Source organism: Streptomyces sp. NBC_00988, from assembly GCF_045162645.1.
Lineage (GTDB): Bacteria > Actinomycetota > Actinomycetes > Streptomycetales > Streptomycetaceae > Streptomyces.
Window position 1 is genome coordinate 11340851 of sequence record NZ_CP108730.1, and the last position, 20312, is coordinate 11361162.

Genomic DNA, 20312 nt, shown 5'->3' on the forward strand with positions numbered 1-20312 from the left:
TCCACCCCGACCAGAAGGAGCAGCCGTCATGGGAATCTTCGGGCGTCGCAAGAGCCGCGAGGAGCGGGCCGCCGAGATCGCGGGCCAGGTGGCCAGCGGCAAGGGCTTCTACGGCCGTACGACTCGCGCGTTCCTCGGCAACGAGGACTTCGCCAGGGTCCAGCAGTCGGTCGGCGCGTACAACTCGGGCCTCGGAGTACAGCAGTTGCTCGCCGCGGGAGCGCCGACCACGACCGCCGTCGTCGTGTCGATCGCCGACACCGGCCAACTGGTCAACCACGACCCGGTAGTCGACCTGGTCGTCCAGCCGACCGGGAGCACCGACCGGATCACCCTCCACACCATCGTCTCCAAGCTGCGGATACCCCGCGCAGGCGACCAGGTCCTGCTGGTGGCCGACCCCGCGCAGCCCGGGAGCTACCTCTACGCCGGGGACGGCGTCGCACCGTGACCCGGACACCGTTCTCCGCAGTGCCGCTGACCGATTCCACGATGCTCTCCTTCGACGGCAGCGTGCTGGAGGTCTTCGGCGAGATCGACGCCGGCCGGTACCACATCTGGGAAGAGCCCCGGCTGGAGTTCCGCCCCGGCCGCAGCCGCATGCTGGTGATCCGCACCCGGCCCAACAGACGACGCCAGAGCGTCTTCTACGACCCGTCCCGCCGCGCCGGCCTGCAAGCCCTGGCGGAGCAACTGGGGCGGAGCGGGCCCGGGGGCTCGGCGTCCTGACATGACCGACGACGGAGTCCGTCCCGAGCAGGTGCGGATGGCGCCGATCGATCAAGTCGGCCCGGGGGATGCCGCGTTCCTGTACGCCATCTCCGCCGTGATGGTCCTGTGCGGCCCGGTCATGCTCGGCCTCGCGGTCTTCACCGGCGCGGACCTCATGGTCATGGGCGCCGTGTTCACGGTGGTCTTCGTTCCCGTGGGCCTGGGGTTCTGGGGCAACACGGCCGTCGGCCGGGAGGAGAGCCGGCGGCTCGACGCTGTCGGGGTCCCGGCGATCGCCGAGATCACCGACCTGACCGACTTCGACTGGGACGGCGAGAGTTCCGGCGTCGAGGTCGGTCTGCGCGTCAGCGGGCCGGAGCTGCGGACTTTCGAGGCGACCTGGAGACGTACGTACCATCCCGGCCTGCGTGTCGGCCGTCGGCTCGCGGCCGTGGTGGACGCGTCGGGCGGGCGGTTCCGTGTCGAGTTGTGAGCGAGTACGGAGAGCCAGTGCATAGAGCGACCGCATGGAGGAGGAGTGACAAATGCGCAGTCATACGGGTGTGTTCGTGGGCAATCTGGTGTTCATCGCGGTCTGCTGCTCGGCGGCCCCGTTCTTCCTCCTCGTCGGGTACTCGGCCTGGAGCGAGTACCCCGGCTGGGACTGGCCGGCGATCATGTTCGCCGTGGGGCTGGTCGGCACGGTCATGATCCCCGTCCTGGCGATCACCGCCACCCGCCAGGAATTTCCCCGGATCACGCGCAGGAACCGGGTGAAGGGCGTGAGCCACCGATGCCCGGACGACACCTTCGTGATGTGGGCGCCCCGGTCCGAACAGGGCTCGGCGCAGGCGCAGTTGGTGCGGGCGGACGTACTGGAGGCGTCACTGGCCCGGTACAACCCCGACGGCGAGTCGACCTTCACGACCCACTACGGCAACTACACGCCCGACGAGTTCACGCCGCTGATCAGGCTCAGGCTGCGGGTGCACCACGCCGAGGGGACCGAAGAGGCCGATGGGACTGCCGGGTTCGAGGTGGAGGGGGAGTGGCGGGTGCCGTCCCTGTGCCTCTCGGCGATCACGGCGGGACGTCTGGTCGTCCTCGTCGGCGCCCCGGCCGCTCCGGGGGCTCAGCGGACGGTCACCCCCCACTGGCCGCGCAGCAACCTGCTCTCCGGCACGAGGACCTACCGGGTGATCGACCTCGAAGGGCGAACGTCCCACGTGACACGGCGAGTTGGCCGCCAGCTCCAGCAGATGCGGATATCCCGGGAGGTCGGAGGTATCGCCATGACCGGTGACACGGTCGACCTCCGGCGCCTGGACCCGCACACGGCCGCACGCTACGCCGCCCTGGCCGACCGGGACCGCGCCGTCCCCGAGGAGGAGGCACCGGTGAGCGAACCGGGTGAGGAGGCGCGCTGGCTCGCCGACCAACTCCCGGGCGAGAAGGCCGCGTTCGGATCGGTCGGCCGACGCTGGTCGCGTCGAGGCGGTGTTCTGGTGCGTGGCCGCTTCCTGGAGATGCGCGCACGGACCACCTTCCAGGACCACGGCCCCGTCCTCGACACGGTCCTGCGCATCCAACCGGCCGACGGCACACCCCCGTTCGACGCCGCCCGGCGACTGACGGTACCGATGGACTACCTCACGATCCTCCACCGCACCAAGGAGGTCGTCCTCACCGTCAGCCCCGACGGCCTCTCGTACGACGTGGACTGGGCCCGCACCAGCCTCCTCGCGGGGATCACCGCGGCCAAGGTCATCACCCCGGACGGCCGTGAACTCCCTCTGAGGGAACGCCCCGACACTGTCTGGGCCCTGATGAACCTGCTGGCCTCCCACGGCCTCTCGAACCCGAGCCCCGTCCTCGATCTGCGCAAGCCCCGGATGAGAGCGGCGGCGGGCATCGTGATGGACGCTTGTGCATGATGTGCGCTGTGGACGGTGAGAACGGACAGCGACAGACCAGGACGGGCCGACCGCCCGCGACCTCGCGGGCCGCACTGGAGCAGGTGGGCTTCGAGCTGTTCGCACGGCAGGGGTTCGACCGGACGACCGTCGATGACATCGCCACCGCGGCAGGCATCGGCCGCCGTACCTTCTTCCGCTACTTCGCCTCCAAGAACGACCTGGTGTGGGGCGACTTCGAGGCCGAACTGGTCAAGCTCGACGGCCTGTTGGCGGCGGCCGACGCGGCCGTCCCGATGATGGACGCGCTGCGTGGCGCGGTCGTCGAGTTCAATCGCTTCGACCCGGCGGCGGTGCCCTGGCACCGGCAGCGCATGGCGCTCATCCTGCGGGTCCCGACGCTGCAGGCCGACTCGACCGTGCGCTACGCCTCGTGGCGGACCCTGGTCACGGAGTTCGCCGCACGGCGCACGGGCAGGGCGTCCTCAGACCTGCTGCCCCGGTTGATCGGTCACACCGTCCTCGCCGCGTGCGTCGCCGCGTACGAACACTGGCTGGCGGACGAACAGGCGGTCCTGGGCGACCTGTTGGACCAGGGCCTGCGCCAGCTCGCGGCCGGCTTCGACGGCCCGGCCCCGCCCCTTCCCTGAACCGGGTCACGGCAGGTCACGTCGCATGGCGTCGGCGACGAGCTCGCCGACGAGGACGGCGGTGGCCGCCGGGCCGCGCAACGGCGGAGTCGGCAGGATCGACGTGTCCGCGACGCGCAGCCCGACGATGCCGTGCACGCGCCCGTAGTGGTCGACGGCCGCCCCCGGATCGCCGGCGGGGCCCATGGGCACCGTGCCGCAGGTGTGGTGCGAGGTGCCGAGGTGCGCCTCGACCCAGCGGTCGAGCATCCGGTCGTCCGCCAGCACCTCCGGTCCCGGCTCCACGAGCCCCCGGGACACCTCCTCGAACGCGTCGGTGGCGGTCAACGCGGCCGTGGCGCGGGCGACTTCGCGCAGGCGGCGGCGGTCCTCGGCGGTCTCCAGATAGCCGTAGTCGATCCTCGGAGGAGTGGCCGCGTCCACGGAACACGTGCGCAGCCGGCCGCTGAGCCGGGGCGACTGGACGGACGCCAGGAACGCGAGCGGTGCGCCGGGCACGGTCACCGTTCCGCCGACCAGGCCCGCCATGGGGACGAGCGACTGGAGGATCTCCAGATCGCCGGGGTGGCCGCCGTCCGACGAGGACAGGTGGAGGCAGCCGCCGAGCCAGGAGTCCACGGGTTCGGGCATCGGCCGCCGCGGCCGCCACTCCAGCACCAGCTGCGGATGGTCGCCGAACCGGGCACCTACGGCAGGGGAGTTCACGGCCACCGGAATGCCCAGGCGCTCCAACTCGTCGCCCGGTCCGATGCCCGACAGATGCAGCAGCTGGGGGGAGCGGAACGCCCCGGCGCACAGCACGACCTCACCGCACTCCAGAGTCGTACGGCACCCGCCACGCTCGACGACCACGCCGGTCGCCCGGCCTCGCTCGACGACGACTCCGGTCACCGAACTGCCGCCCTCCACGGTGAGGTTGGGGCGATCGAGTGCGCCCAGCAGATAGCTGACGCCGGTGTTGACGCGTATCCCGTCCACGGAGTTGGACGGCACCGGCCCGAACCCGGGAGCGCCCTGGGCGTTCTTGTCGGGCTCCTTGGGATACCCCAACTCCCGGGCGGCCGACCGGAATGCCACAGCGGCAGGGTGCCGTTCACCCGCCCGCCGGATCCGCACCGGGCCCCCGCCCCCGTGCACCTCGTCGGCGCCGTGGTCGAGATCGGACTCCAGCGAGCGCAGCAAAGGAAGCACCCCGTCGTACGACCAGGCGGTGCCCCCCACGGCCGACCAGCGCTCGAAGTCCTCGCGCCGAGCCCGCACGAAGTAGCCGCCGTTGACCGTGGTCGACCCACCGAGAATGCGCCCCCGGACGACCGTGTACGGCCGACGCGACGTGAGGCGGACCGCGTACGGCTGGACGGCGGGGTGCCCGGGCCGCGCGCCCGGGACCATGCGCGCGTCCAGCAACTCCCTCGTGAAGGCCGCCTGTTGACGTGGCGCGGGACCTGCCTCCAGCACCAGCACGCTGCGGTCGGAGTCCTCGCTGAGCCGTGCGGCCAGCGGCGCGCCGCTGCCTCCCGCACCGACGACGATGACGTCCGGGCGCCTCAATCGGGCCCCGGAACTGGCGTAGACCGATCGGTCGAAAGAATCATGGCGTCTCCCTCTTCACTTTCGGCACGGGGTGCCATTACTGTCGACCGCGCAGTCGCCCGGATACCCAGCCGGATGCCCAGGGAGAGTCGCATGAACGAGCTCCAGTCCCCACCGACCGTCCCGGCCAACGAGAACCAGGCCGAAGAGCCCGTCACGGAACAGCAGTTGATCGAGGCCGACGACCTCATCGAAGAGATCTCCATCGACGGCATGTGCGGTGTCTACTAGGCCGCCCGCGTGACCGCGCCGGCCCTCGACCGCGCCCTCGGTCTGCACCCCCAGGTCTCGGTGCGGCCGGAACCGTTCGGTGCGCTCCTCTACCACTTCGGGACCCGCAGACTGACGTTCCTCAAGGACCGCCGACTGCTCGCCGTCGTCGAGTCCCTCGCGGACGCCCCCACGGCCCGCGACGCCTGCCTGGCGGCCGGCGTCGAGGAGGCCGAACTGCCGCGCTACGGCAACGCGTTGGCCGCACTCGCCGAGTCGTCGATGCTCGTCGGAAGGACCCCATGACCGCCACAGCCGGCACCACACGGCTGGTCGACCTCTTCGAGTCCGGACTCGACGCGCCGATCTGCCTCACCTGGGAACTGACCTACGCCTGCAACCTGGCCTGCACCCACTGCCTCTCCAGCTCCGGCCGCCGCGACCCGCGCGAGCTGACCACCGCCGAAGCCAAGGCGGTCATCGACGAGTTGGAGGCCATGCAGGTCTTCTACGTCAACATCGGCGGCGGAGAGCCCACCGTCCGCGCCGACTTCTGGGAACTCCTCGACTACGCCACCGCCCATCACATCGGCGTGAAGTTCTCCACCAACGGCGTCCGCATCACGCCCGAGGCGGCTCGCCGACTCGCCGGCAACGACTACGTGGACGTCCAGATCTCCCTCGACGGCGCGACCGCCGACGTCAACGACGCGGTACGCGGCGCCGGTTCGTACGCGACGGCGCTGCGGGCGATGGAGAACCTCGCCGCCGCCGACATGCGGAACTTCAAGCTCTCCGTGGTCTGCACCCGCCACAACATCCCCCAACTGGACGAGTTCAAGGACCTCGCCGACCGCTACGGCGCCCAGCTCCGTCTGACCCGGCTGCGCCCCTCGGGCCGCGGAGCCGACGTCTGGGACGACCTCCACCCGACCGCGGCACAGCAACGCGAGCTGTACGACTGGCTGTTGGCCCACGGTGACAACGTCCTGACCGGAGACTCCTTCTTCCACCTCTCCGCCTACGGCGAATCGCTCCCCGGCCTCAACCTGTGCGGTGCCGGACGTGTCGTCTGCCTGATCGACCCGGTCGGCGACGTCTACGCCTGCCCCTTCGCCATCCACGACGAGTTCCTCGCCGGCACCGTCCGCGCACCCGGCGGCTTCACCGAGGTGTGGCGCGGCTCGGAACTGTTCGCGCGACTGCGCACCCCGCAGCACGGCGGAGCTTGCGCGTCCTGCGCGTTCTACGACACCTGCAAGGGCGGCTGCATGGCCGCCAAGTTCTTCACCGGACTGCCCTTGGACGGCCCCGACCCCGAGTGCGTGCAGGGGTACGGCGAACAGCAGCTCGCCAAGCGCGCCAAGGACGGTGCGGACCTCCCCAAGCCGTCCGCCGACCACTCCAGGCGACGACCTGTGGACCTCGTCCTCACCCGACGCCGGGACCTGGAACAGCCCCCGGTCAGCGAGTGCGCCGAGGACCCCTTGGCCGGACTGCGCCTCGGCCGGCCGTAGCGGAAGAGCTCAGACGAAGGGACGCGGCACATGGGCAGGAACCCCTGGTTCGAGACGGTCGCCGAAGCACAGCGCCGGGCGAGGAAACGCCTGCCGAGCACGGTGTACGGAGCGCTCGTCGCGGGCTCGGAGCGCGGCCGTACGATCGACGCCAATACGGCCGCGTTCGCCGAACTGGGCTTCGCACCCAGGGTTGTTGGCCACCACGCGGAGCGCGACCTGTCCACGACCGTGCTCGGGGTACCCACCTCGCTCCCGGTGCTCATCTCGCCGACAGGTGTGCAGGCCGTGGACCCCGAGGGCGAGGTCGCCGTCGCCCGGGCGGCGGCTAGCAGGGGTGTCGTCATGGGCCTGAGTTCCTTTGCCAGCAAGCCGGTTGAGGAAGTCGCCGCCGCTCAGCCGGACTTCTTCTACCAGCTGTACTGGAGCGGCACGCGGGCGACGATGACGCAGCGCATGGACCGGGCCAGGGCGGCCGGTGCGAAGGCGCTCATCGTCACCCTTGACTGGTCCTTCTCCCACGGCCGGGACTGGGGGAGCCCTGCCATCCCGGACAAGCTCGACCTGAAGACCATGCTGAGGTTCGCGCCCGACGTGCTGCCCCACCCCGGTTGGCTGCTCCGGTTCGCCAAGTCCCGCCGCCTGCCCGACCTTTCGGTCCCCAACCTGCGGCCCCCGGGCGGCGAGGCCCCCACCTTCTTCGGCGCCTACGGCGAGTGGATGCAGACCACACCCCCGACCTGGGAGGACGTGGCGTGGCTGCGCAAGGAGTGGGGAGGGCCCTTCCTGCTCAAGGGAGTCACCCGTGTCGACGACGCCAAGCGGGCCGTCGACGCCGGAGTGTCCGCCCTGTCCGTCTCCAACCACGGCGGCAACAACCTCGACACCACCCCCGCCACCATCCGGGTGCTCCCGGCGATAGCGGACGCGGTCGGCGCGCAGATCGAAGTCCTCCTCGACGGCGGTGTGCGGCGGGGCGGAGACGTGGCCAAGGCCCTCGCGCTGGGTGCCCGCGCCGTCCTGATCGGGCGCGCCTATCTGTGGGGCCTGGCGGCGAACGGACAGGCCGGCGTCGAGAACGTCCTGGACATCCTCCGCAGTGGTCTCGACTCGGCGGTGCTGGGCCTCGGGCACTCCTCCGTCCACGAGTTGACGCCCGACGACCTGGTCGTACCCCCAGGCTTCCCCCTCCTCCTGGGCCGCGACGCCCCGGCTGCCTGAGCACGGTGCGAAACGACCCGGCGACCGAACTCGCCCACACCGCCTGGCCGGACGTTCCGTCCGACGTGCTGGTCCTGCTGCCGATCGGGTCCACCGAACAGCACGGCCGGCACCTGCCGCTCGACACGGACAGTGTCATCGCCGAGGCCGTCGCGCGGCGAGCGGCAACTGCCGTCCCCGGGACGCTGGTTGCACCGCCCCTTCCCTACGGCGCCAGCGGCGAGCACGCGGGCTTCCCCGGAACCGTCTCGATCGGTCACGAAGCGCTGCGCATGGTGCTGGTGGAGGCCGTGCGCTCGCTGGCGCTGTGGGCCGGACGGATCGTCCTGGTCAACGGCCACGGCGGCAACACCGCCACCCTCGACACCGCCGTACGCCTGCTGCGCACCGAAGGCCACGACGTGGCCTGGACCGGCTGCACGGTCCCCAGAGGTGACGCGCACGCCGGGCGTACCGAGACCTCGGTGATGCTCCATCTCACCCCGGATCAGGTGCGGTTGGACGCGGCGGTCGCCGGTGACACCCGGCCGCTGGCCGCACTCCTCCCGGAGCTGATGACCCACGGGGTCCGCGCCGTCTCCCCCTCCGGCGTCCTCGGCGACCCGGCCGGCGCCTCGGCGGCGGAGGGACGCAGGGCGACGGACGCGATGGTGTCGGCCGCGGTCCGCCGGATCACCGCCTGGACCGTGGACGACCGGGGCCGCCTCACCGAGCCCGAACATCCGCCCATGTCAGAGGAGTTGGACCAGCAGGTGATGCGGCCATGACGCTGCCCGTCGGCTTCCTGGTCGAACTCGACCGGCACACCCGGATCGTCGACGGCGGCCGGGCCCTCGTCGGCGGCTTCCCGACCCGGCTGATCCGGCTGACCCCGCGGGCCCAACGGCTCCTCACCGGGCGGACGTTGCCGGTGCGGGACGCGGCGAGCTCGCTTCTCGCGGACCGGCTGCTGGACCTCGGCATGGCCCATCCGGTCGTCGCCTCGCTGCCCCCGCCCGCCGACCCCCGCTACACGGTCGTCGTACCGGTCCGTGACCGGCCACGCCAACTCGCCCGCCTGCTCGGCAGTGTTGGCGGCGACCACCCCGTGATCGTGGTCGACGACGCGTCACGGCACCCGAAGGCCGTCGCCGCTGTCGCAGCGGAACACGGAGCCACGCTGGTCGCCCTCACCAAGAACCTCGGACCGGCCGGCGCCCGCAACGCCGGACTCCGGCTCGTCACGACCCCCTTCGTGGTGTTCGCCGACTCCGACATCGTGCTCGCCCCCGACACCGTGCCCGCCCTCCTCCGGCACTTCGCCGACCCGGCCGTCGCCATGGCCGTACCCCGCATCACCGGGCTGCCCTCGCCCGCTCCGACCTGGGTCGAACGGTACGAGAACGCCCGCTCCTCCCTCGACCTGGGTGCTCATCCGGCCGGAGTACGACCCGGCAGCCCCGTCTCGTGGGCGTCCTCGGCCTGCGTCGTCGCGCGGGTGGACGCCCTGAAGGACGGCTTCGACGAGCGGATGCGGGTCGGCGAGGACGTCGACCTGTGCTGGCGGCTGATCGAACAGGGCAGGCGGCTGCGCTACGAGCCGACCGCCGAGGCGGCACACGAACACCGGGCGCGGCTCGCCGACTGGCTGCTGCGCAAGGCCGTCTACGGCACCGGCGCGCAGCCCCTCGCCGAACGCCACCCGCGGTTCATCGCCCCGGTCGTGTTCGCCCCCTGGAGCGTGGCACTCCTCACCGCGCTGCTCGCCCAGCGCAGGTGGTCGGTGCCCATCGCGGGGGCTGTCCTCGTGGGCGTCACCCTGAGGATCGGCCGGAAAATGGACGGCATCCAGCACCCGCGCCGGCTGGCCGCGCGGCTCACGGCCAACGGGGCGCTGGCCACTCTGGCCCAGACCTCGGCCCTGTTCAACCGCCACTGGTGGCCGCTCACGGTCATGGGCTGCGTGACGTCCCGCCGCGTGCGCAGGGCGGCGGCGGTGGCCGCGCTGGCCGACATCGCCCTTGAGTACCGGCATGACCGGGTCCCTCTCGACCCGGTCCGCTACGGCGTCGCGCGCCGCCTCGACGACCTCGCCTACGGGGCCGGCGTGTGGCTGTCCGCTCTCAAGGGCCGTTCCATCGCTGCCCTGCTGCCCCGTATCACCCGCTGATTCCTCGGTCCCGGTCAGCGGGAAGCGCTCAGCGGGTGGTCGGCGAGGAAATGACACTGGGATCATCCCGCCGCGCGTGTGCGGCACTTGCTCGGTATCGCTCAGCAGGAGGTGTCCGGCGTGACGCATGAAGTGGTCAACCGTGTCGAGGATCTCGGGTCCGAACTGGCCGCACTCGCCGAAGAGAACGAGAATCTGGGCAAGTTGAGCGACCGGACCGTCGAACTGCTCCGCACGGCAGGCGTGATCCGACTCCTGCAGCCCAAGGAGTTCGGCGGCCACAGCGCCCACCCCCGGGACTTCGCGGAAGCGGTGATGGCCGTAGCACGGCACGACGGGGCCGCGGGCTGGGTGTGCGGTGTGGTCGGCGTACACCCGTGGGAACTGGCCCAGTTGGACCCCCGGCTCGCGCACGAGGTGTGGGACGAGAACCCGGACACCTGGATCGCCTCGCCGTACATGCCGAACGGCATCGCCGACCCCGTGGACGGCGGATACGTCCTCAGCGGACGCTGGCCCTTCTCCTCCGGAAGCGACCACTGCGACTGGGACTTCCTCGGCGCGCTCGTCGGCGACGGCAAGGGCAGGCCGGCCGGGCCGATCTCCGTGCTCCATGTCGTACTGCCGCGCTCGGACTACGAGATCATCGACGGCACCTGGGACGTGATCGGCCTGGCGGGCACCGGCAGCAAGGACGTCGTCGTCGACAAGGCGTTCATCCCCGCCTACCGCACCATCAAGCAGGAGGCGGTCCAGGAGGGCAGCGCCGCCGAGGCGGTCGGACTCACCGACACCCTCTACAAGTTGCCCTTCAGTTCCATGTTCCCCCTCGGGATCACCGCCGCGGTCATCGGCATCTGCGAGGGCGCGCTGGCCCTCCATCTGTCCCAGCAGCGCGACCGGGTCGCCGTGACCGGGGTCCAGGTACGCGACGACCCCTATGTGCTGTACGCCGCCGGAGAGGCCGCCGCGGAGATCGCCGCCTCACGGGTCCAACTGATCGACGGCATCAGCCGGTTGTACGACCAGGTCGAGGCCGGAAAACCCGTGTCCATCGAGGATCGGTCGAACGTCCGCCGGAACCAGGTCCGTTGCGCGTGGCGCGCCGTCAACGCCCTGGACGAGATCTTCGTGCGGTCCGGCGGCAACGCGATCCGACGCGACAACCCGATGCAGCGGTTCTGGCGGGACGCACACGTGGGACTCCAGCACATGATCCACGTCCCCGGATCCGCGTACCACGCCAACGCGCTGGCTCAGATGGGACTTGAGCTGCCCGAGGCGATGCGCGTCCTGATCTGACGGCCCGTCAAGAATGAACACGGGAGAACAAGGAGGGACCGTGACGGACGCGGTCGAGGGGCGCTCTTTCCGTGAGGTGCTGGGGCACTTCCCCACGAGCGTGGTCGCCGTCACCACGACGGACGCCGACCGGCAACCCCGGGGAATGATCGTCGGAACCTTCATGTCCGTCTCCCTGGAACCGCCGCTGGTGTCCTTCCTGGTGGACGGTTCCTCCAGCACCCTGCCGACGATCCGGACGGCGGGGCGGTTCTGCGCCAACGCGCTCGCCGGCAATCAGGAACGCCTTTCCCGGCAGATGGCCGGCGGGCCGAATCGCTTCGAGGGCGCCGACTGGCAGGAATCCCCGCTCGGCAATCCCGTCCTGGACGGAATCGTCGCGTGGGTCGACTGCACGGTCGAGAAAATCGTCGGACTCGGCGACCACCAACTCGTCGTCGGCCGCGTCCGCACCCTCCGCGTCGAGTCGATGAAGACCCCACTGCTCTTCTTCCGCGGTGGTTACGGCGACTATCTGTCGAGCACGACGCTGCTGCTGGACAGGCTCGTCGGCTGGTAGCGGAACGAAGTGAGCCGCGCGATCGCGAGATCAAAGGAGATCCGTTGATGCGACAAGACCTGCACTTCAGATTGGAACGCATATCCGCATGGTGCGGATTTGTGCTGTTGCTGGGGTTCGCCGTCGCTTTCTCCGTCGGCCATCTCATCACGCCGATGGACCCGACGACGAATGCACAGGGCGTTGTCGAATTCCTCACCGACCACCAGACCGGGATCCTCGCCTGCGCCGCGATCATGGTCCTCGTGGTCCCGTTCGAGTACCCGTTCGTCGTCGTGACCAGCATGCAGATGCGCCGTATCGAGGGCGGGTGGGGTCTGCTGTCCATGGTCCAGCTCCTCACCGGCGTCGTCGCACCGATCGGCTTCTTCTTCCCGATCGCGATACTCGCCGCGGCGGCCTATCGACCGGAGAGCCACTCGCCCGACGTGCTCTACGCGATGTCGGACATCTACTGGCTGATGCTGGTGGGCAACGCCTGCATATTCGTCCTCCAGGTCTGGTCGATCGGTTACGCGGCACTCGTCGACAACCGTGCCAAGCCGGTTTTCCCCCGCTGGTTCGGCTATCTCAATCTGGTGCTCGGAGTTCTGCTCATCCCGGGTGCCTTCGTCTTCCTCACGAAGACCGGCCCGTTCGCCTGGAACGGACTTCTCGCGAACATGCTTCCCACGGCGGTGTACTTCATCTGGAAGATCGCCACGCCGATCGTGCTGCTGCGCGCCGTGAAATCCGAAGAGGAGGAGGCGGCGGAGGCAGCGGCACCCTCCGAACTGGCGAGCACCTAGCGGCCCGCCGTCAGCGGAGCCCGCGGGAGCCGACGATACGGAACGTGGGATGGCCGGTTGGGTCGAGGAGCCGGCGGCCCATTCAGGCAACTGCCGTGCCGCTTATGGGCATCGGCGTGGTTTCCGCGGTGCGGTAGGACGACAGCCCTGTCGGCGAGCCGTTGACCATCGCCCGGCGCCGCGACAGGTGCCGCTATGGGCAGGACTCCCCGAACTTCACCGCGGAGAACTCCACCGGCTGCCCACTCAGCTTAGTCCCGGCGGGCGGCTTCTCCGAGCACACCTGCCAGTTCGACTCCAGGAGTACGTAACGCCCTTTACCGGAGGCGTCCTTGACCGTGATCGACGTACTGGAGCGGAGCGCGTCGCGGGCGGTGTTCACCGACTTCCCCTTGAAGTCCGGCATGGTTCCGCCGGCCGACGCAGGCGCCGACTGGTCCTTCGCCGGGCAGGTCTCGTCCGACTTCACCGCGCCGAAGTCGAGTCGGGTGTCCGTGGACGTGGTCGTACCGGCCTTCACGTTCTGGGAGCAGACCTTCCAGTCCCGGTCGAGGATCTGGTGGCGGTCACGGCCGAGCGAGTCATGGGACTTGAGGCTGTAGAAACCCTGCTTCTGGGCGGTGTCCTGCGCGGACTGAAGACCCATGCCGACGAAGTCGGGAACGGTCTTGGTCCTGCCGCCGGTGTTGGCGTCGCTGCCCGTGTTGGTGGCGGTGGCGGTCGAACCACCGCCTGCACCAGTGGTGTTGTGGCAGGCGGTGCCGAGACCGCCGATGACGAGAATGCCCGCGGTGACTCCACCCAGGAGCTTCCAGTCACGCTTCCTCTGCGGATGTGATCCGGCGGCCCATGACGGCTGACCTGGTGGCGTAAATACGGAGTTGGACACGGTACGCCCCTGATGTGTGGATGAAGGGACACTGTGTCAGGCACGGAGGCCCGGCCGCACGCTGCGTGACGAACCGTGACCGGTTTCCGGACGGTATTCGGCAACGGCAGACTGGGCGGATGGACGCAGGACTCGCCGCGCTGCTGGGCGCCGCCGTCGGCTCTGTCGCCACTCTCGGTGCCGCGATCGTGAGCGGTCGGACACAGACACGGGCGCAGAATGATCAGTGGCGTCGTCAGCATCGCCGTGATGCCTACGCCAGTTACCTCAGCGCGCTCCATGACCGCGACATCGCCATGGACGCCGTACTCGACACATTGCGTCCGGACGAACCCGAACTGCTCGATGTCGATGAGAAGATACGTCGCTTCATCGCCCTTGCCCGCGAGGTCCATCGCGCCGCCGACGTCGTGATCCTCGAAGGACCGGTCTCCCTGGTGAAAGTCACTGAGCGAGTCGCCGACGCCTCCAGTGGGCTCTCCGAAGTCATGCGGCGGATGGCCGACAACGCTCGCGCCGGGGACGTCACTCGCAAAGCCGAGGACGTGACCCTTGCCGCCGAGCGGGAGCGGATCCTCTACCAGGAAGTCAGGGCCTTCCGGCTCGCGGCCCGCGCTGTCATCGGCAACGCCGCCTGAACCTCGGCTACTTGAGTTGCTGGCCCAGGAAGTCGACGATGTGGCCCATCGTCTCCTGGGTGGACCAGGGCAGGGAGGCCGAGGTGTCGCCGGTGAAGGACAGGTCGCCGTGGCCGGCGCCGGTGAGGACGTAGCGGGTGCTGTCGATGCCCTTGGCGCGCAGTGCCGTGTGGAGGTTCAGGGTTTCGCTGGGTGAGACCAGGTTGTCGGCGCTGCCGTGGAAGATGACGAAGGGCGCGGTCCTGGAGCTGATGTGGGTGGCCGGGTCGGCGGCCGCGACCTCGCTGGTGCGGTTCGCGACCGACTTCTTGGTGCCGGGGCCGTAGACCCACTGGGCGGCGCTGTTGCCCGCCGCGTAGTTGGCCTTCTGGGCCGCCGTGTCGTAGTCGGCCGCGAGCTCGGAGAGGTCCGCCGGGCCGAACTCGTCGACCACGCCCTGCACTTGACTGCTCTGGTCCAGGTTGTCACCGACGTCGAAGGACTTCTCCCCGTTGGTGGCGCCGGTCATCGCCGCCAGGTAGCCGCCCGCGGACTGCCCCCACACGGCGACCTGGTCGGCGTCGATGGAGTACTTGTCCGCGTTGGCGCGGAGGTACCGGATCGCGGACTTCACATCGGCGACGGCGTCCTTGTACGTAGCGCCGTCCTTGGTGGTGCGGTACTGGATGCTGGCCACGACGTAACCTTGGTCGGCCACATAGGTGCGCTGATTCAGGTTGGCGGTGCGGTCCGCCATGACGAAGCCGCCGCCGGTCAGGTAGATGACCAGGGGCTTCTTGCCCGATGTGGACGTGGGCACCTGGATGTCCAGCTTCAGGTCGCTCTTCCTGCCATCGGTGGTCGGCGAGGCGTACGTGATGTCGTGCGTGGTGGTGATCCCGGAGGTGGCACACCGGATCTGCGCACCCTTGGGATCGATCACCGTGCTGGTGCTGGTGTCCGACTTCTTGATGGTCTTGGCCACGGCGATGCCTCCCGCGTTGCCCGACGGCATCCCGGTGGGCGTCCCTGCGGGGGCTCCGGCACCGGCCCCGGTGGTGGTCGCGCCCGTGGGGCAGGCGGCCGTCTTCGCGCTGGGACTGGAGGTACCGCCGGCCGAGCTTGTGCCGCCCGAGGAGCAGGCGACCAGGGCCAGCCCCGCGGCGATGGTGACCGTGACGGCCGCGCCGCCCCTCCACCAGCCTGCCCGCGCCTTCCCTTGAGGCGTTGCCTTCTCTTCGTGCATGTCCATGTCTTCTTCTCCCGCTGACACGAGGTGGTAATCGGAGACCACATCTCCGGTTTGGCTCTGCCACCGTAACATCAAACGGAGATAGCGTCTCCGTTTAGGTTCTGGGGGTGATCACGCCGGGTCGAACCTGATCAAGGGGTGCCCAGCTCGCGCCGGTACGATGAGCTGGACGATTCGGCATCATCCGGAAGGCGTGACGACTGGTATGGCGGAGCTCGCTGAACCCGGCAGACCGCCGCTGCGGCGCGATGCCGAGCTGAACCGCCGCCGCCTGATGACCGCCGCCCGCGAGGTGTTCCGCGACCGGGGCCTGGCCGCGACCCTCGACGACGTCGCCCGCCACGCGGGACTCGGAGTGGGGACGGCCTACCGGCACTTCTCCAACAAGGAGGAGCTGGTCGACGCGGTCTTCGAGGACATGATCGACCAGGTCGAGGCGTCCGCCCGGGAGGCCGCCGCCGATCCCGACCCGTGGCACGGACTGGCGTCCAGCCTGGAGAAGGTGTGCGAACTCCAGGCGCACGACCGGGGGTTGCGCGAGGTCATGCTCGGCACCGGCAAGGCGGCCCAGCGGCACGCTCTCGTCGACCGGCGGATCAAGCCCCTGGTCGATCCGCTGATCGAGCGCGCCAAGGAGCAGGGAGCGCTGCGCCCCGACGTCGAGCCCCTGGATCTCCCGATGATCCAGCTGATGGTGGCCGCGGTCACCGACCAGACCGGAGAGCCCGACCTGTGGCGCCGCTACCTGCGCCTGCTGCTGGACGGCATGCGCACCCAGCCCGACGGGACGGAACTGCTGCCTCCCGTCCCGGAGTTCCGCGGTATCGGAGTGGCCGCGGATCCCGCAGGGGAGAAGCCGCCCCGTCCCTGAGGCCGGTCGGCGCGAACGCGTCCTATGGCGCTAGACCGAGAGCGCGAACCCGCCCGTCACCCGCAACGTCTCACCCGTGATGAACGAAGCCCTCGACGAGAGCAGATACAACAGCGCCTCGACGATGTCCCGTTCCTCGCCCTCCCGTTGGAGGATCTGCTCGCCCAGCACCCGCTGAGCCTCGGCCTCGGACAGTTCGGCCCGGACCGTGTCGGTGAAGATCAGGCCCGGGGCGATCGCGTTGACGCGGATGCCGTCGGCGGCGAACTCGCGCGCGAAGGACACGGTCAGTCCGCGTACGGCGAGTTTGGAGACGCCGTAGATGCTGCGGTTCGCGTAGGCCGCCGACGAGGAGATGTTGACGATGGCGGCACCGGCGCGGCCCTGCATGGCTTTGTGTGCCGCGAGGGAGCAGATGACGACGCCCATCACGTTCACGTCGAGCACGCGCCGTACGTTGGCGAGGCCGAGTTCTGTGAACGGCCGGTTGTAAGCGGCGTGCAGGCCCGCGTTGTTGACCAGGATGTCCAGGCCGCCGTGCCGTTCGGCGACCTCGCCGATGACCGCTTCGACCGCGGCCTCGTCGGCGACGTCACAGGCCACCCCCGTCACGCTGCCGCCCGCGGCGGTGAGTTCGGCGGCGGCCGCCTCCGCCGCGGCTCCGTCGATGTCCGCGAGCACGACGTGCGCACCCCGCGCCGACAGAGCCGCACCGAACGCCTTGCCGAACCCGCGCCCGCCCCCGGTGATGAACGCGACCTTGCCGTGGTGCTCGTCCTGTTCCGGCATTACGGATGCTCCCGTCGTCGTCCTGGTTCCAACCGGCGCCCCGCACCGGTCACTTGGGCCCGAACCGCTGTCCCGCGTCGAGCCGCAGGCACTGGCCGTTCAGCATCGGGTTGTCGACGATGGCGAGCGCGAGCTTCGCGTACTCCTCGGGGCGGCCCAGGCGTTTGGGGAACGCCGCGTCCCTGACCAGGACCGCCCGCGCCTCGTCCGGGATCTTCTCGACGGCGCCCGTGTCGAACAGACTGGGCGCGATGGCCAGGACGCGGATGCCGAGTGAGCCGAGATCGCGTGCCATGGTGAGACACATCCCGGCGATGGCGGCCTTGGCGGCCCCGTAGGCGACCTGGCCGACCTGCCCCTCGAAGGCGGCGATCGACGACGTGTTGATGATGACGCCGCGCTCGCCGTCCGGGTCCTCGGGCTCGTTGCGGCTCATGTGCGCGGCGGCGAGCCGGCTGACGTTGAAGGTCGCGACGGTGTTGAGGTCGAGGACCCGGCGGAAGGTGTCGAGGTCGTGCGGCCCGTTCCTGCCGAGCGTCCGCTTCGCCGTACCGCCGCCCGCAGTCGTGATCGAGACGTGCAGTCCGCCGAGCGATTCGACGGCGGTGGCCAGCGCGCTCTCCGTCGCCTCGAAGTCGGTGACGTCGACCGGCTCGAAACGCCCGCCCAACGCCGCCGCGACCTCGGCACCGGCCGACGCCGGACGATCGAGTACGACGACGTCGGCGCCGCGCGCCGCGAGCAACTCGGCGCTGGCGCGCCCCATTCCGGAAGCACCGCCGAACACCACGGCCTTCTTGCCCTTGATCTCCATCGGTCGATTCCCTTTCGCTCGGCTCAGGCGGACGCGGAAGACCGCTGGAGGAGGGTGCAGAGCCGGTCGCGGTGGACGGCCGTGTCCCCGTGGAGTACCCGGTCGGCCCTGGCCCGGCGCAGGTAGAGGTGGAGGTCGTGCTCCCAGGTGAAACCGATGCCGCCGTGCAACTGCAGTGCCCTGGCGGCGACTTCACCGGTACCGGCCGTGGCGTAGGAGGCGGCGGCACAGGCCGCGCGGGCGGCGTCTTCGGTGCCGGCATCGGCGGCCATCGCCGCGTGGTACGTCGCGGCACGGGTGCCGTGCACGAGCAGTGCCATGTCGGCGCAGGCGTGCTTGACGGCCTGGAAACTTCCGATCGGCCGCCCGAACTGCACCCGGCTCGTGGTGTGTTCCACGGTCAGTTCCAGCATGCGCTCCATCACGCCGAGCGCGTCGGCGCACCGCAGGACGGACGCCTCGTCGAGCAGGGCCTGGATGTCGGCCGGCCCGCCGTCGAGACGGGCGTCGAGCGGAACGCGTACGGCGTCCAGGCGGACCTCGTGGAACGCGCGGGTCGCATCCAGGACGCGCTGACGCCGGACGGTGACACCGCGGGCCGCGCGGTCGACGAGGAAGGATGCCGGTTCGCCCACGTGGCGTGCGGTGACCAGCAGCCAGCGGGCGCCGCCGGCATCCTGCACCACGGTCTTGACGCCGTCCAGGACGGCCTCGTCCCCGTCCGTACGGGCGGTCGCGTGGATCTCGTCGAGGGTCCAGGGTGCGTGCGGTTCGGCGAAGGCCCAGGTGGCCCAGCCGTCTCCGGCGGCGAGCGAGGGCAGCACCTCGCCGCGCAGCCGCTCGGAACCGCCGTAGGCGATCGCCCGGCCGACGAGCGCCGTCGGCAGGAACGGGCCCCGGCCGAGCGCGCGTCCGATCTCCTCGGCGACCAGGGCGAGTTCGACCAGCCCCTGGCCGGACCCGCCGTACTCCTCGGGCAGGGCGAGACCGGGCCAGCCGAGGTCGGAGGTCAGCCGCCAGAGTTCGGGGTCGATGTCCTCGGCGCCGTCCATCGACGCTCGGACGAGGGCGATCGGGGCCCGGTCGGACAGCAGGTCGCGCGAGGCCCCGCGCAGCATGGCCTGCTCCTCGCTGAGCTCGAAGTTCACCAGCCACCACCCGTTCCACGGCAGATCGACGGCAGATCCACGGCACGAAGAAGGTATCCTCTTTTAGGGGATCGGTCGAGATCCTGGGGCGCTTCTGGGCGTTCTTCCGTGCCATGCGGCGAGTTGAGTATCATCAATTACATGACTGATGCCGTTCTGCTCGCCGCCTGCCGCACCGCGATCGGTACCGCCCGGAGGGGAACGCTGCGTGACACCAGCGCCTTCGACCTCGCCACCGTCGTCGTACGCGAGGCGGTGCGACGCTCCGGGGTGCCACTCGACCTGATCGACGACGTCGTCCTCGGCGAGACCCTGGCCGGCGGCGGGGACATCGCCCGCTACGCGGCACTCGAAGCGGGGCTGACCCATGTGCCGGGCCTGGCACACAACCGGCACTGCGCCTCCGGACTGTCGAGCGTGGCGACCGCCGCTGCGGGCGTACGCGCCGGAATGGACCGCGTGGTCGTCGCGGGCGGAACGCAGTCCTCGTCGACCGCGCCGGTGGCCCGGCGCCGGATTCCGGGTACCGACGACTGGCAGGACCCCTGGATGTCGCCCTCGCACGTTCCGACCCGTGAGGCGCCCAACGACGACATGGCCACCCTCGTCGGCTGGAACGCGGCCCGGCTGACCGGCATCTCCCGGCAGGAGATGGACAGTTGGGCGCTGCGCTCGCACCAGCGGGCCGTGCGGGCGATCGACGGAGGACGGTTCGCCGACGAGATCGTCCCGGTCGAGGTCATCGACCGGGATGGGACGAAGTCCGTGTTCGACACCGACGAGCACCCTCGGCGCGACACCAGCATCGAGAAGCTCGCGGCACTGAAGGTGCTGCACCCCGAGATCGACGGCTACTCCATCACGGCGGGCAACTCCAGCGGGGTGAACGACGGTTCGGCCGCGGTCGTCGTCGCCTCCGCCGAGGTCGCCGCCGCGCACGGGCTCGCGCCGCTCGCCACCGTACGGTCGTGGGCTAGCGTCGGCGTCGATCCCGTCGAGACGGGACTGGCCCCGATCGCCGCCATCCGCAAGGCACTTGACCGCGCCGGGCTGCGGATCGAGGACGTCGACCTGTTCGAGGTCAACGAGGCGTTCGCCGCCGTGGCCGTCGCCGCCACCCGCGAACTGGACCTCGACCCGGAGCGGGTCAATCCCTTCGGCAGCGGATGCAGCCTCGGACACCCGATCGCCACCACCGGCGCGCGCATGATCGTCACGCTCGCGCACGAGCTGCGGCGGCGCGGGGGAGGGACGGCGGTCGCGGCCATGTGCGCGGGTGGCGGCATGGGATCGGCGATGGTGCTCACCGCGTGACACAC

Annotated in this window: 23 protein-coding genes; 17 read left to right on the forward strand and 6 right to left on the reverse strand. The window is 70.3% G+C overall.

Annotated elements, in window-relative coordinates:
• Window positions 1-28: 28 nt before the first annotated feature.
• The 5 genes from OG496_RS51060 to mftR are packed head-to-tail and all read left to right on the forward strand — an operon-like array spanning window position 29 to window position 3274.
• A complete protein-coding gene (locus tag OG496_RS51060; RefSeq protein ID WP_366496493.1) occupies window positions 29-451 on the forward strand; it encodes a hypothetical protein in 423 nt (140 codons plus the stop codon).
• On the forward strand, window positions 448-729 hold the full coding sequence (locus OG496_RS51065) for a hypothetical protein (RefSeq protein WP_405975856.1): 282 nt from the start codon (window positions 448-450) through the stop codon (window positions 727-729). Before OG496_RS51060 ends, OG496_RS51065 begins: the two co-directional genes overlap by 4 nt.
• 1 nt (window position 730) lies before the next feature.
• Window positions 731-1204 (forward strand): hypothetical protein, encoded by a 474-nt coding sequence (locus tag OG496_RS51070; RefSeq protein ID WP_405975857.1) that lies wholly within the window; start codon window positions 731-733, stop codon window positions 1202-1204.
• A 52-nt stretch (window positions 1205-1256) separates the two neighbouring features.
• Entirely contained in the window at window positions 1257-2645 is a 1389-nt protein-coding gene (locus tag OG496_RS51075; protein ID WP_405975858.1) for a hypothetical protein, read from the forward strand.
• Window positions 2646-2653: 8 nt separating this feature from the next.
• Entirely contained in the window at window positions 2654-3274 is a 621-nt protein-coding gene (gene mftR / locus OG496_RS51080; RefSeq protein ID WP_405975859.1) for a mycofactocin system transcriptional regulator, read from the forward strand.
• Between the two features lie 6 nt (window positions 3275-3280).
• On the opposite strand, the gene mftG is transcribed toward mftR, so the two are convergent.
• The gene (mftG, locus tag OG496_RS51085; RefSeq protein WP_405975860.1) at window positions 3281-4825 is read right to left on the reverse strand and encodes a mycofactocin system GMC family oxidoreductase MftG; all 1545 of its coding nucleotides are present in this window, start codon (window positions 4823-4825) and stop codon (window positions 3281-3283) included.
• A 135-nt stretch (window positions 4826-4960) separates the two neighbouring features.
• On the opposite strand from mftG, the gene mftA reads away from it, so the two are divergent.
• The 9 genes from mftA to OG496_RS51130 all read left to right on the forward strand — a co-directional run bounded on the left by mftA (window position 4961) and on the right by OG496_RS51130 (window position 12613).
• Entirely contained in the window at window positions 4961-5098 is a 138-nt protein-coding gene (gene mftA / locus OG496_RS51090) for a mycofactocin precursor MftA (protein ID WP_365302456.1), read from the forward strand.
• Window positions 5099-5107: 9 nt separating this feature from the next.
• Window positions 5108-5383: a mycofactocin biosynthesis chaperone MftB gene (mftB, locus tag OG496_RS51095; protein ID WP_405975861.1), complete on the forward strand. Its 276-nt coding sequence runs from the start codon at window positions 5108-5110 to the stop codon at window positions 5381-5383.
• Window positions 5380-6594, forward strand: coding sequence for a mycofactocin radical SAM maturase (gene mftC / locus OG496_RS51100; RefSeq protein ID WP_405975862.1), 1215 nt, complete (start codon window positions 5380-5382; stop codon window positions 6592-6594). The genes mftB and mftC overlap by 4 nt, the downstream gene beginning before the upstream one ends.
• Window positions 6595-6624: 30 nt before the next feature.
• Window positions 6625-7815, forward strand: a complete 1191-nt coding sequence (mftD, locus tag OG496_RS51105; protein ID WP_405975863.1) for a pre-mycofactocin synthase MftD — start codon at window positions 6625-6627, stop codon at window positions 7813-7815.
• A gap of 5 nt (window positions 7816-7820) precedes the next feature.
• Window positions 7821-8582, forward strand: a complete 762-nt coding sequence (gene mftE / locus OG496_RS51110) for a mycofactocin biosynthesis peptidyl-dipeptidase MftE (protein WP_405975864.1) — start codon at window positions 7821-7823, stop codon at window positions 8580-8582.
• Window positions 8579-9964 (forward strand): mycofactocin biosynthesis glycosyltransferase MftF, encoded by a 1386-nt coding sequence (gene mftF / locus OG496_RS51115; protein ID WP_405975865.1) that lies wholly within the window; start codon window positions 8579-8581, stop codon window positions 9962-9964. Before mftE ends, mftF begins: the two co-directional genes overlap by 4 nt.
• Before the next feature lie 120 nt (window positions 9965-10084).
• Window positions 10085-11266, forward strand: coding sequence for a hydroxylase (locus OG496_RS51120; RefSeq protein ID WP_405975866.1), 1182 nt, complete (start codon window positions 10085-10087; stop codon window positions 11264-11266).
• A gap of 40 nt (window positions 11267-11306) precedes the next feature.
• On the forward strand, window positions 11307-11825 hold the full coding sequence (locus OG496_RS51125; RefSeq protein WP_405975867.1) for a flavin reductase family protein: 519 nt from the start codon (window positions 11307-11309) through the stop codon (window positions 11823-11825).
• A 101-nt stretch (window positions 11826-11926) separates the two neighbouring features.
• Window positions 11927-12613, forward strand: coding sequence for a hypothetical protein (locus OG496_RS51130; RefSeq protein ID WP_405975868.1), 687 nt, complete (start codon window positions 11927-11929; stop codon window positions 12611-12613).
• Between the two features lie 193 nt (window positions 12614-12806).
• Here OG496_RS51130 and OG496_RS51135 read toward each other — a convergent pair whose 3' ends face one another.
• Window positions 12807-13502, reverse strand: a complete 696-nt coding sequence (locus tag OG496_RS51135; RefSeq protein WP_405975869.1) for a hypothetical protein — start codon at window positions 13500-13502, stop codon at window positions 12807-12809.
• Window positions 13503-13621: 119 nt separating this feature from the next.
• Here OG496_RS51135 and OG496_RS51140 point away from each other — a divergent pair, with 119 nt between their 5' ends.
• The gene (locus tag OG496_RS51140) at window positions 13622-14140 is read left to right on the forward strand and encodes a proline dehydrogenase (protein ID WP_405975870.1); all 519 of its coding nucleotides are present in this window, start codon (window positions 13622-13624) and stop codon (window positions 14138-14140) included.
• Between the two features lie 7 nt (window positions 14141-14147).
• On the opposite strand, the gene OG496_RS51145 is transcribed toward OG496_RS51140, so the two are convergent.
• On the reverse strand, window positions 14148-15371 hold the full coding sequence (locus OG496_RS51145; protein ID WP_405975871.1) for a prolyl oligopeptidase family serine peptidase: 1224 nt from the start codon (window positions 15369-15371) through the stop codon (window positions 14148-14150).
• Between the two features lie 205 nt (window positions 15372-15576).
• Between OG496_RS51145 and OG496_RS51150 the strand changes: the two genes are divergently transcribed.
• Complete coding sequence (locus OG496_RS51150; protein WP_405975872.1) at window positions 15577-16242, forward strand: TetR/AcrR family transcriptional regulator; 666 nt, start codon at window positions 15577-15579, stop codon at window positions 16240-16242.
• Between the two features lie 30 nt (window positions 16243-16272).
• Here OG496_RS51150 and OG496_RS51155 read toward each other — a convergent pair whose 3' ends face one another.
• The 3 genes from OG496_RS51155 to OG496_RS51165 are packed head-to-tail and all read right to left on the reverse strand — an operon-like array spanning window position 16273 to window position 18993.
• Window positions 16273-17031, reverse strand: coding sequence for an SDR family NAD(P)-dependent oxidoreductase (locus OG496_RS51155; RefSeq protein WP_405975873.1), 759 nt, complete (start codon window positions 17029-17031; stop codon window positions 16273-16275).
• 49 nt (window positions 17032-17080) lie between these two features.
• Window positions 17081-17845 carry an SDR family NAD(P)-dependent oxidoreductase gene (locus tag OG496_RS51160; RefSeq protein ID WP_405975874.1) on the reverse strand — a complete coding sequence of 255 codons (765 nt, stop codon included), beginning with the start codon at window positions 17843-17845 and terminating at the stop codon, window positions 17081-17083.
• 23 nt (window positions 17846-17868) lie between these two features.
• Window positions 17869-18993: an acyl-CoA dehydrogenase family protein gene (locus OG496_RS51165; RefSeq protein ID WP_405975875.1), complete on the reverse strand. Its 1125-nt coding sequence runs from the start codon at window positions 18991-18993 to the stop codon at window positions 17869-17871.
• Window positions 18994-19134: 141 nt separating this feature from the next.
• Here OG496_RS51165 and OG496_RS51170 point away from each other — a divergent pair, with 141 nt between their 5' ends.
• Window positions 19135-20307, forward strand: coding sequence for a thiolase family protein (locus tag OG496_RS51170; RefSeq protein WP_405975876.1), 1173 nt, complete (start codon window positions 19135-19137; stop codon window positions 20305-20307).
• Window positions 20308-20312 lie beyond the last annotated feature (5 nt).

Excerpts from the sequence above, each read along its gene's own strand:
- mftF (WP_405975865.1), top strand. The coding sequence starts at position 8,579 with ATGACGCTGCCCGTCGGCTTCCTGGTCGAACTCGACCGGCACACCCGG.
- mftA (WP_365302456.1), top strand. The coding sequence starts at position 4,961 with ATGAACGAGCTCCAGTCCCCACCGACCGTCCCGGCCAACGAGAACCAG.
- OG496_RS51075 (WP_405975858.1), top strand. The coding sequence starts at position 1,257 with ATGCGCAGTCATACGGGTGTGTTCGTGGGCAATCTGGTGTTCATCGCG.
- OG496_RS51145 (WP_405975871.1), bottom strand. The coding sequence starts at position 15,371 with ATGGACATGCACGAAGAGAAGGCAACGCCTCAAGGGAAGGCGCGGGCA.
- OG496_RS51060 (WP_366496493.1), top strand. The coding sequence starts at position 29 with ATGGGAATCTTCGGGCGTCGCAAGAGCCGCGAGGAGCGGGCCGCCGAG.
- mftD (WP_405975863.1), top strand. The coding sequence starts at position 6,625 with ATGGGCAGGAACCCCTGGTTCGAGACGGTCGCCGAAGCACAGCGCCGG.
- mftC (WP_405975862.1), top strand. The coding sequence starts at position 5,380 with ATGACCGCCACAGCCGGCACCACACGGCTGGTCGACCTCTTCGAGTCC.
- OG496_RS51140 (WP_405975870.1), top strand. The coding sequence starts at position 13,622 with ATGGACGCAGGACTCGCCGCGCTGCTGGGCGCCGCCGTCGGCTCTGTC.
- OG496_RS51070 (WP_405975857.1), top strand. The coding sequence starts at position 731 with ATGACCGACGACGGAGTCCGTCCCGAGCAGGTGCGGATGGCGCCGATC.
- OG496_RS51160 (WP_405975874.1), bottom strand. The coding sequence starts at position 17,845 with ATGGAGATCAAGGGCAAGAAGGCCGTGGTGTTCGGCGGTGCTTCCGGA.
- OG496_RS51170 (WP_405975876.1), top strand. The coding sequence starts at position 19,135 with ATGACTGATGCCGTTCTGCTCGCCGCCTGCCGCACCGCGATCGGTACC.
- OG496_RS51150 (WP_405975872.1), top strand. The coding sequence starts at position 15,577 with ATGGCGGAGCTCGCTGAACCCGGCAGACCGCCGCTGCGGCGCGATGCC.
- OG496_RS51155 (WP_405975873.1), bottom strand. The coding sequence starts at position 17,031 with ATGCCGGAACAGGACGAGCACCACGGCAAGGTCGCGTTCATCACCGGG.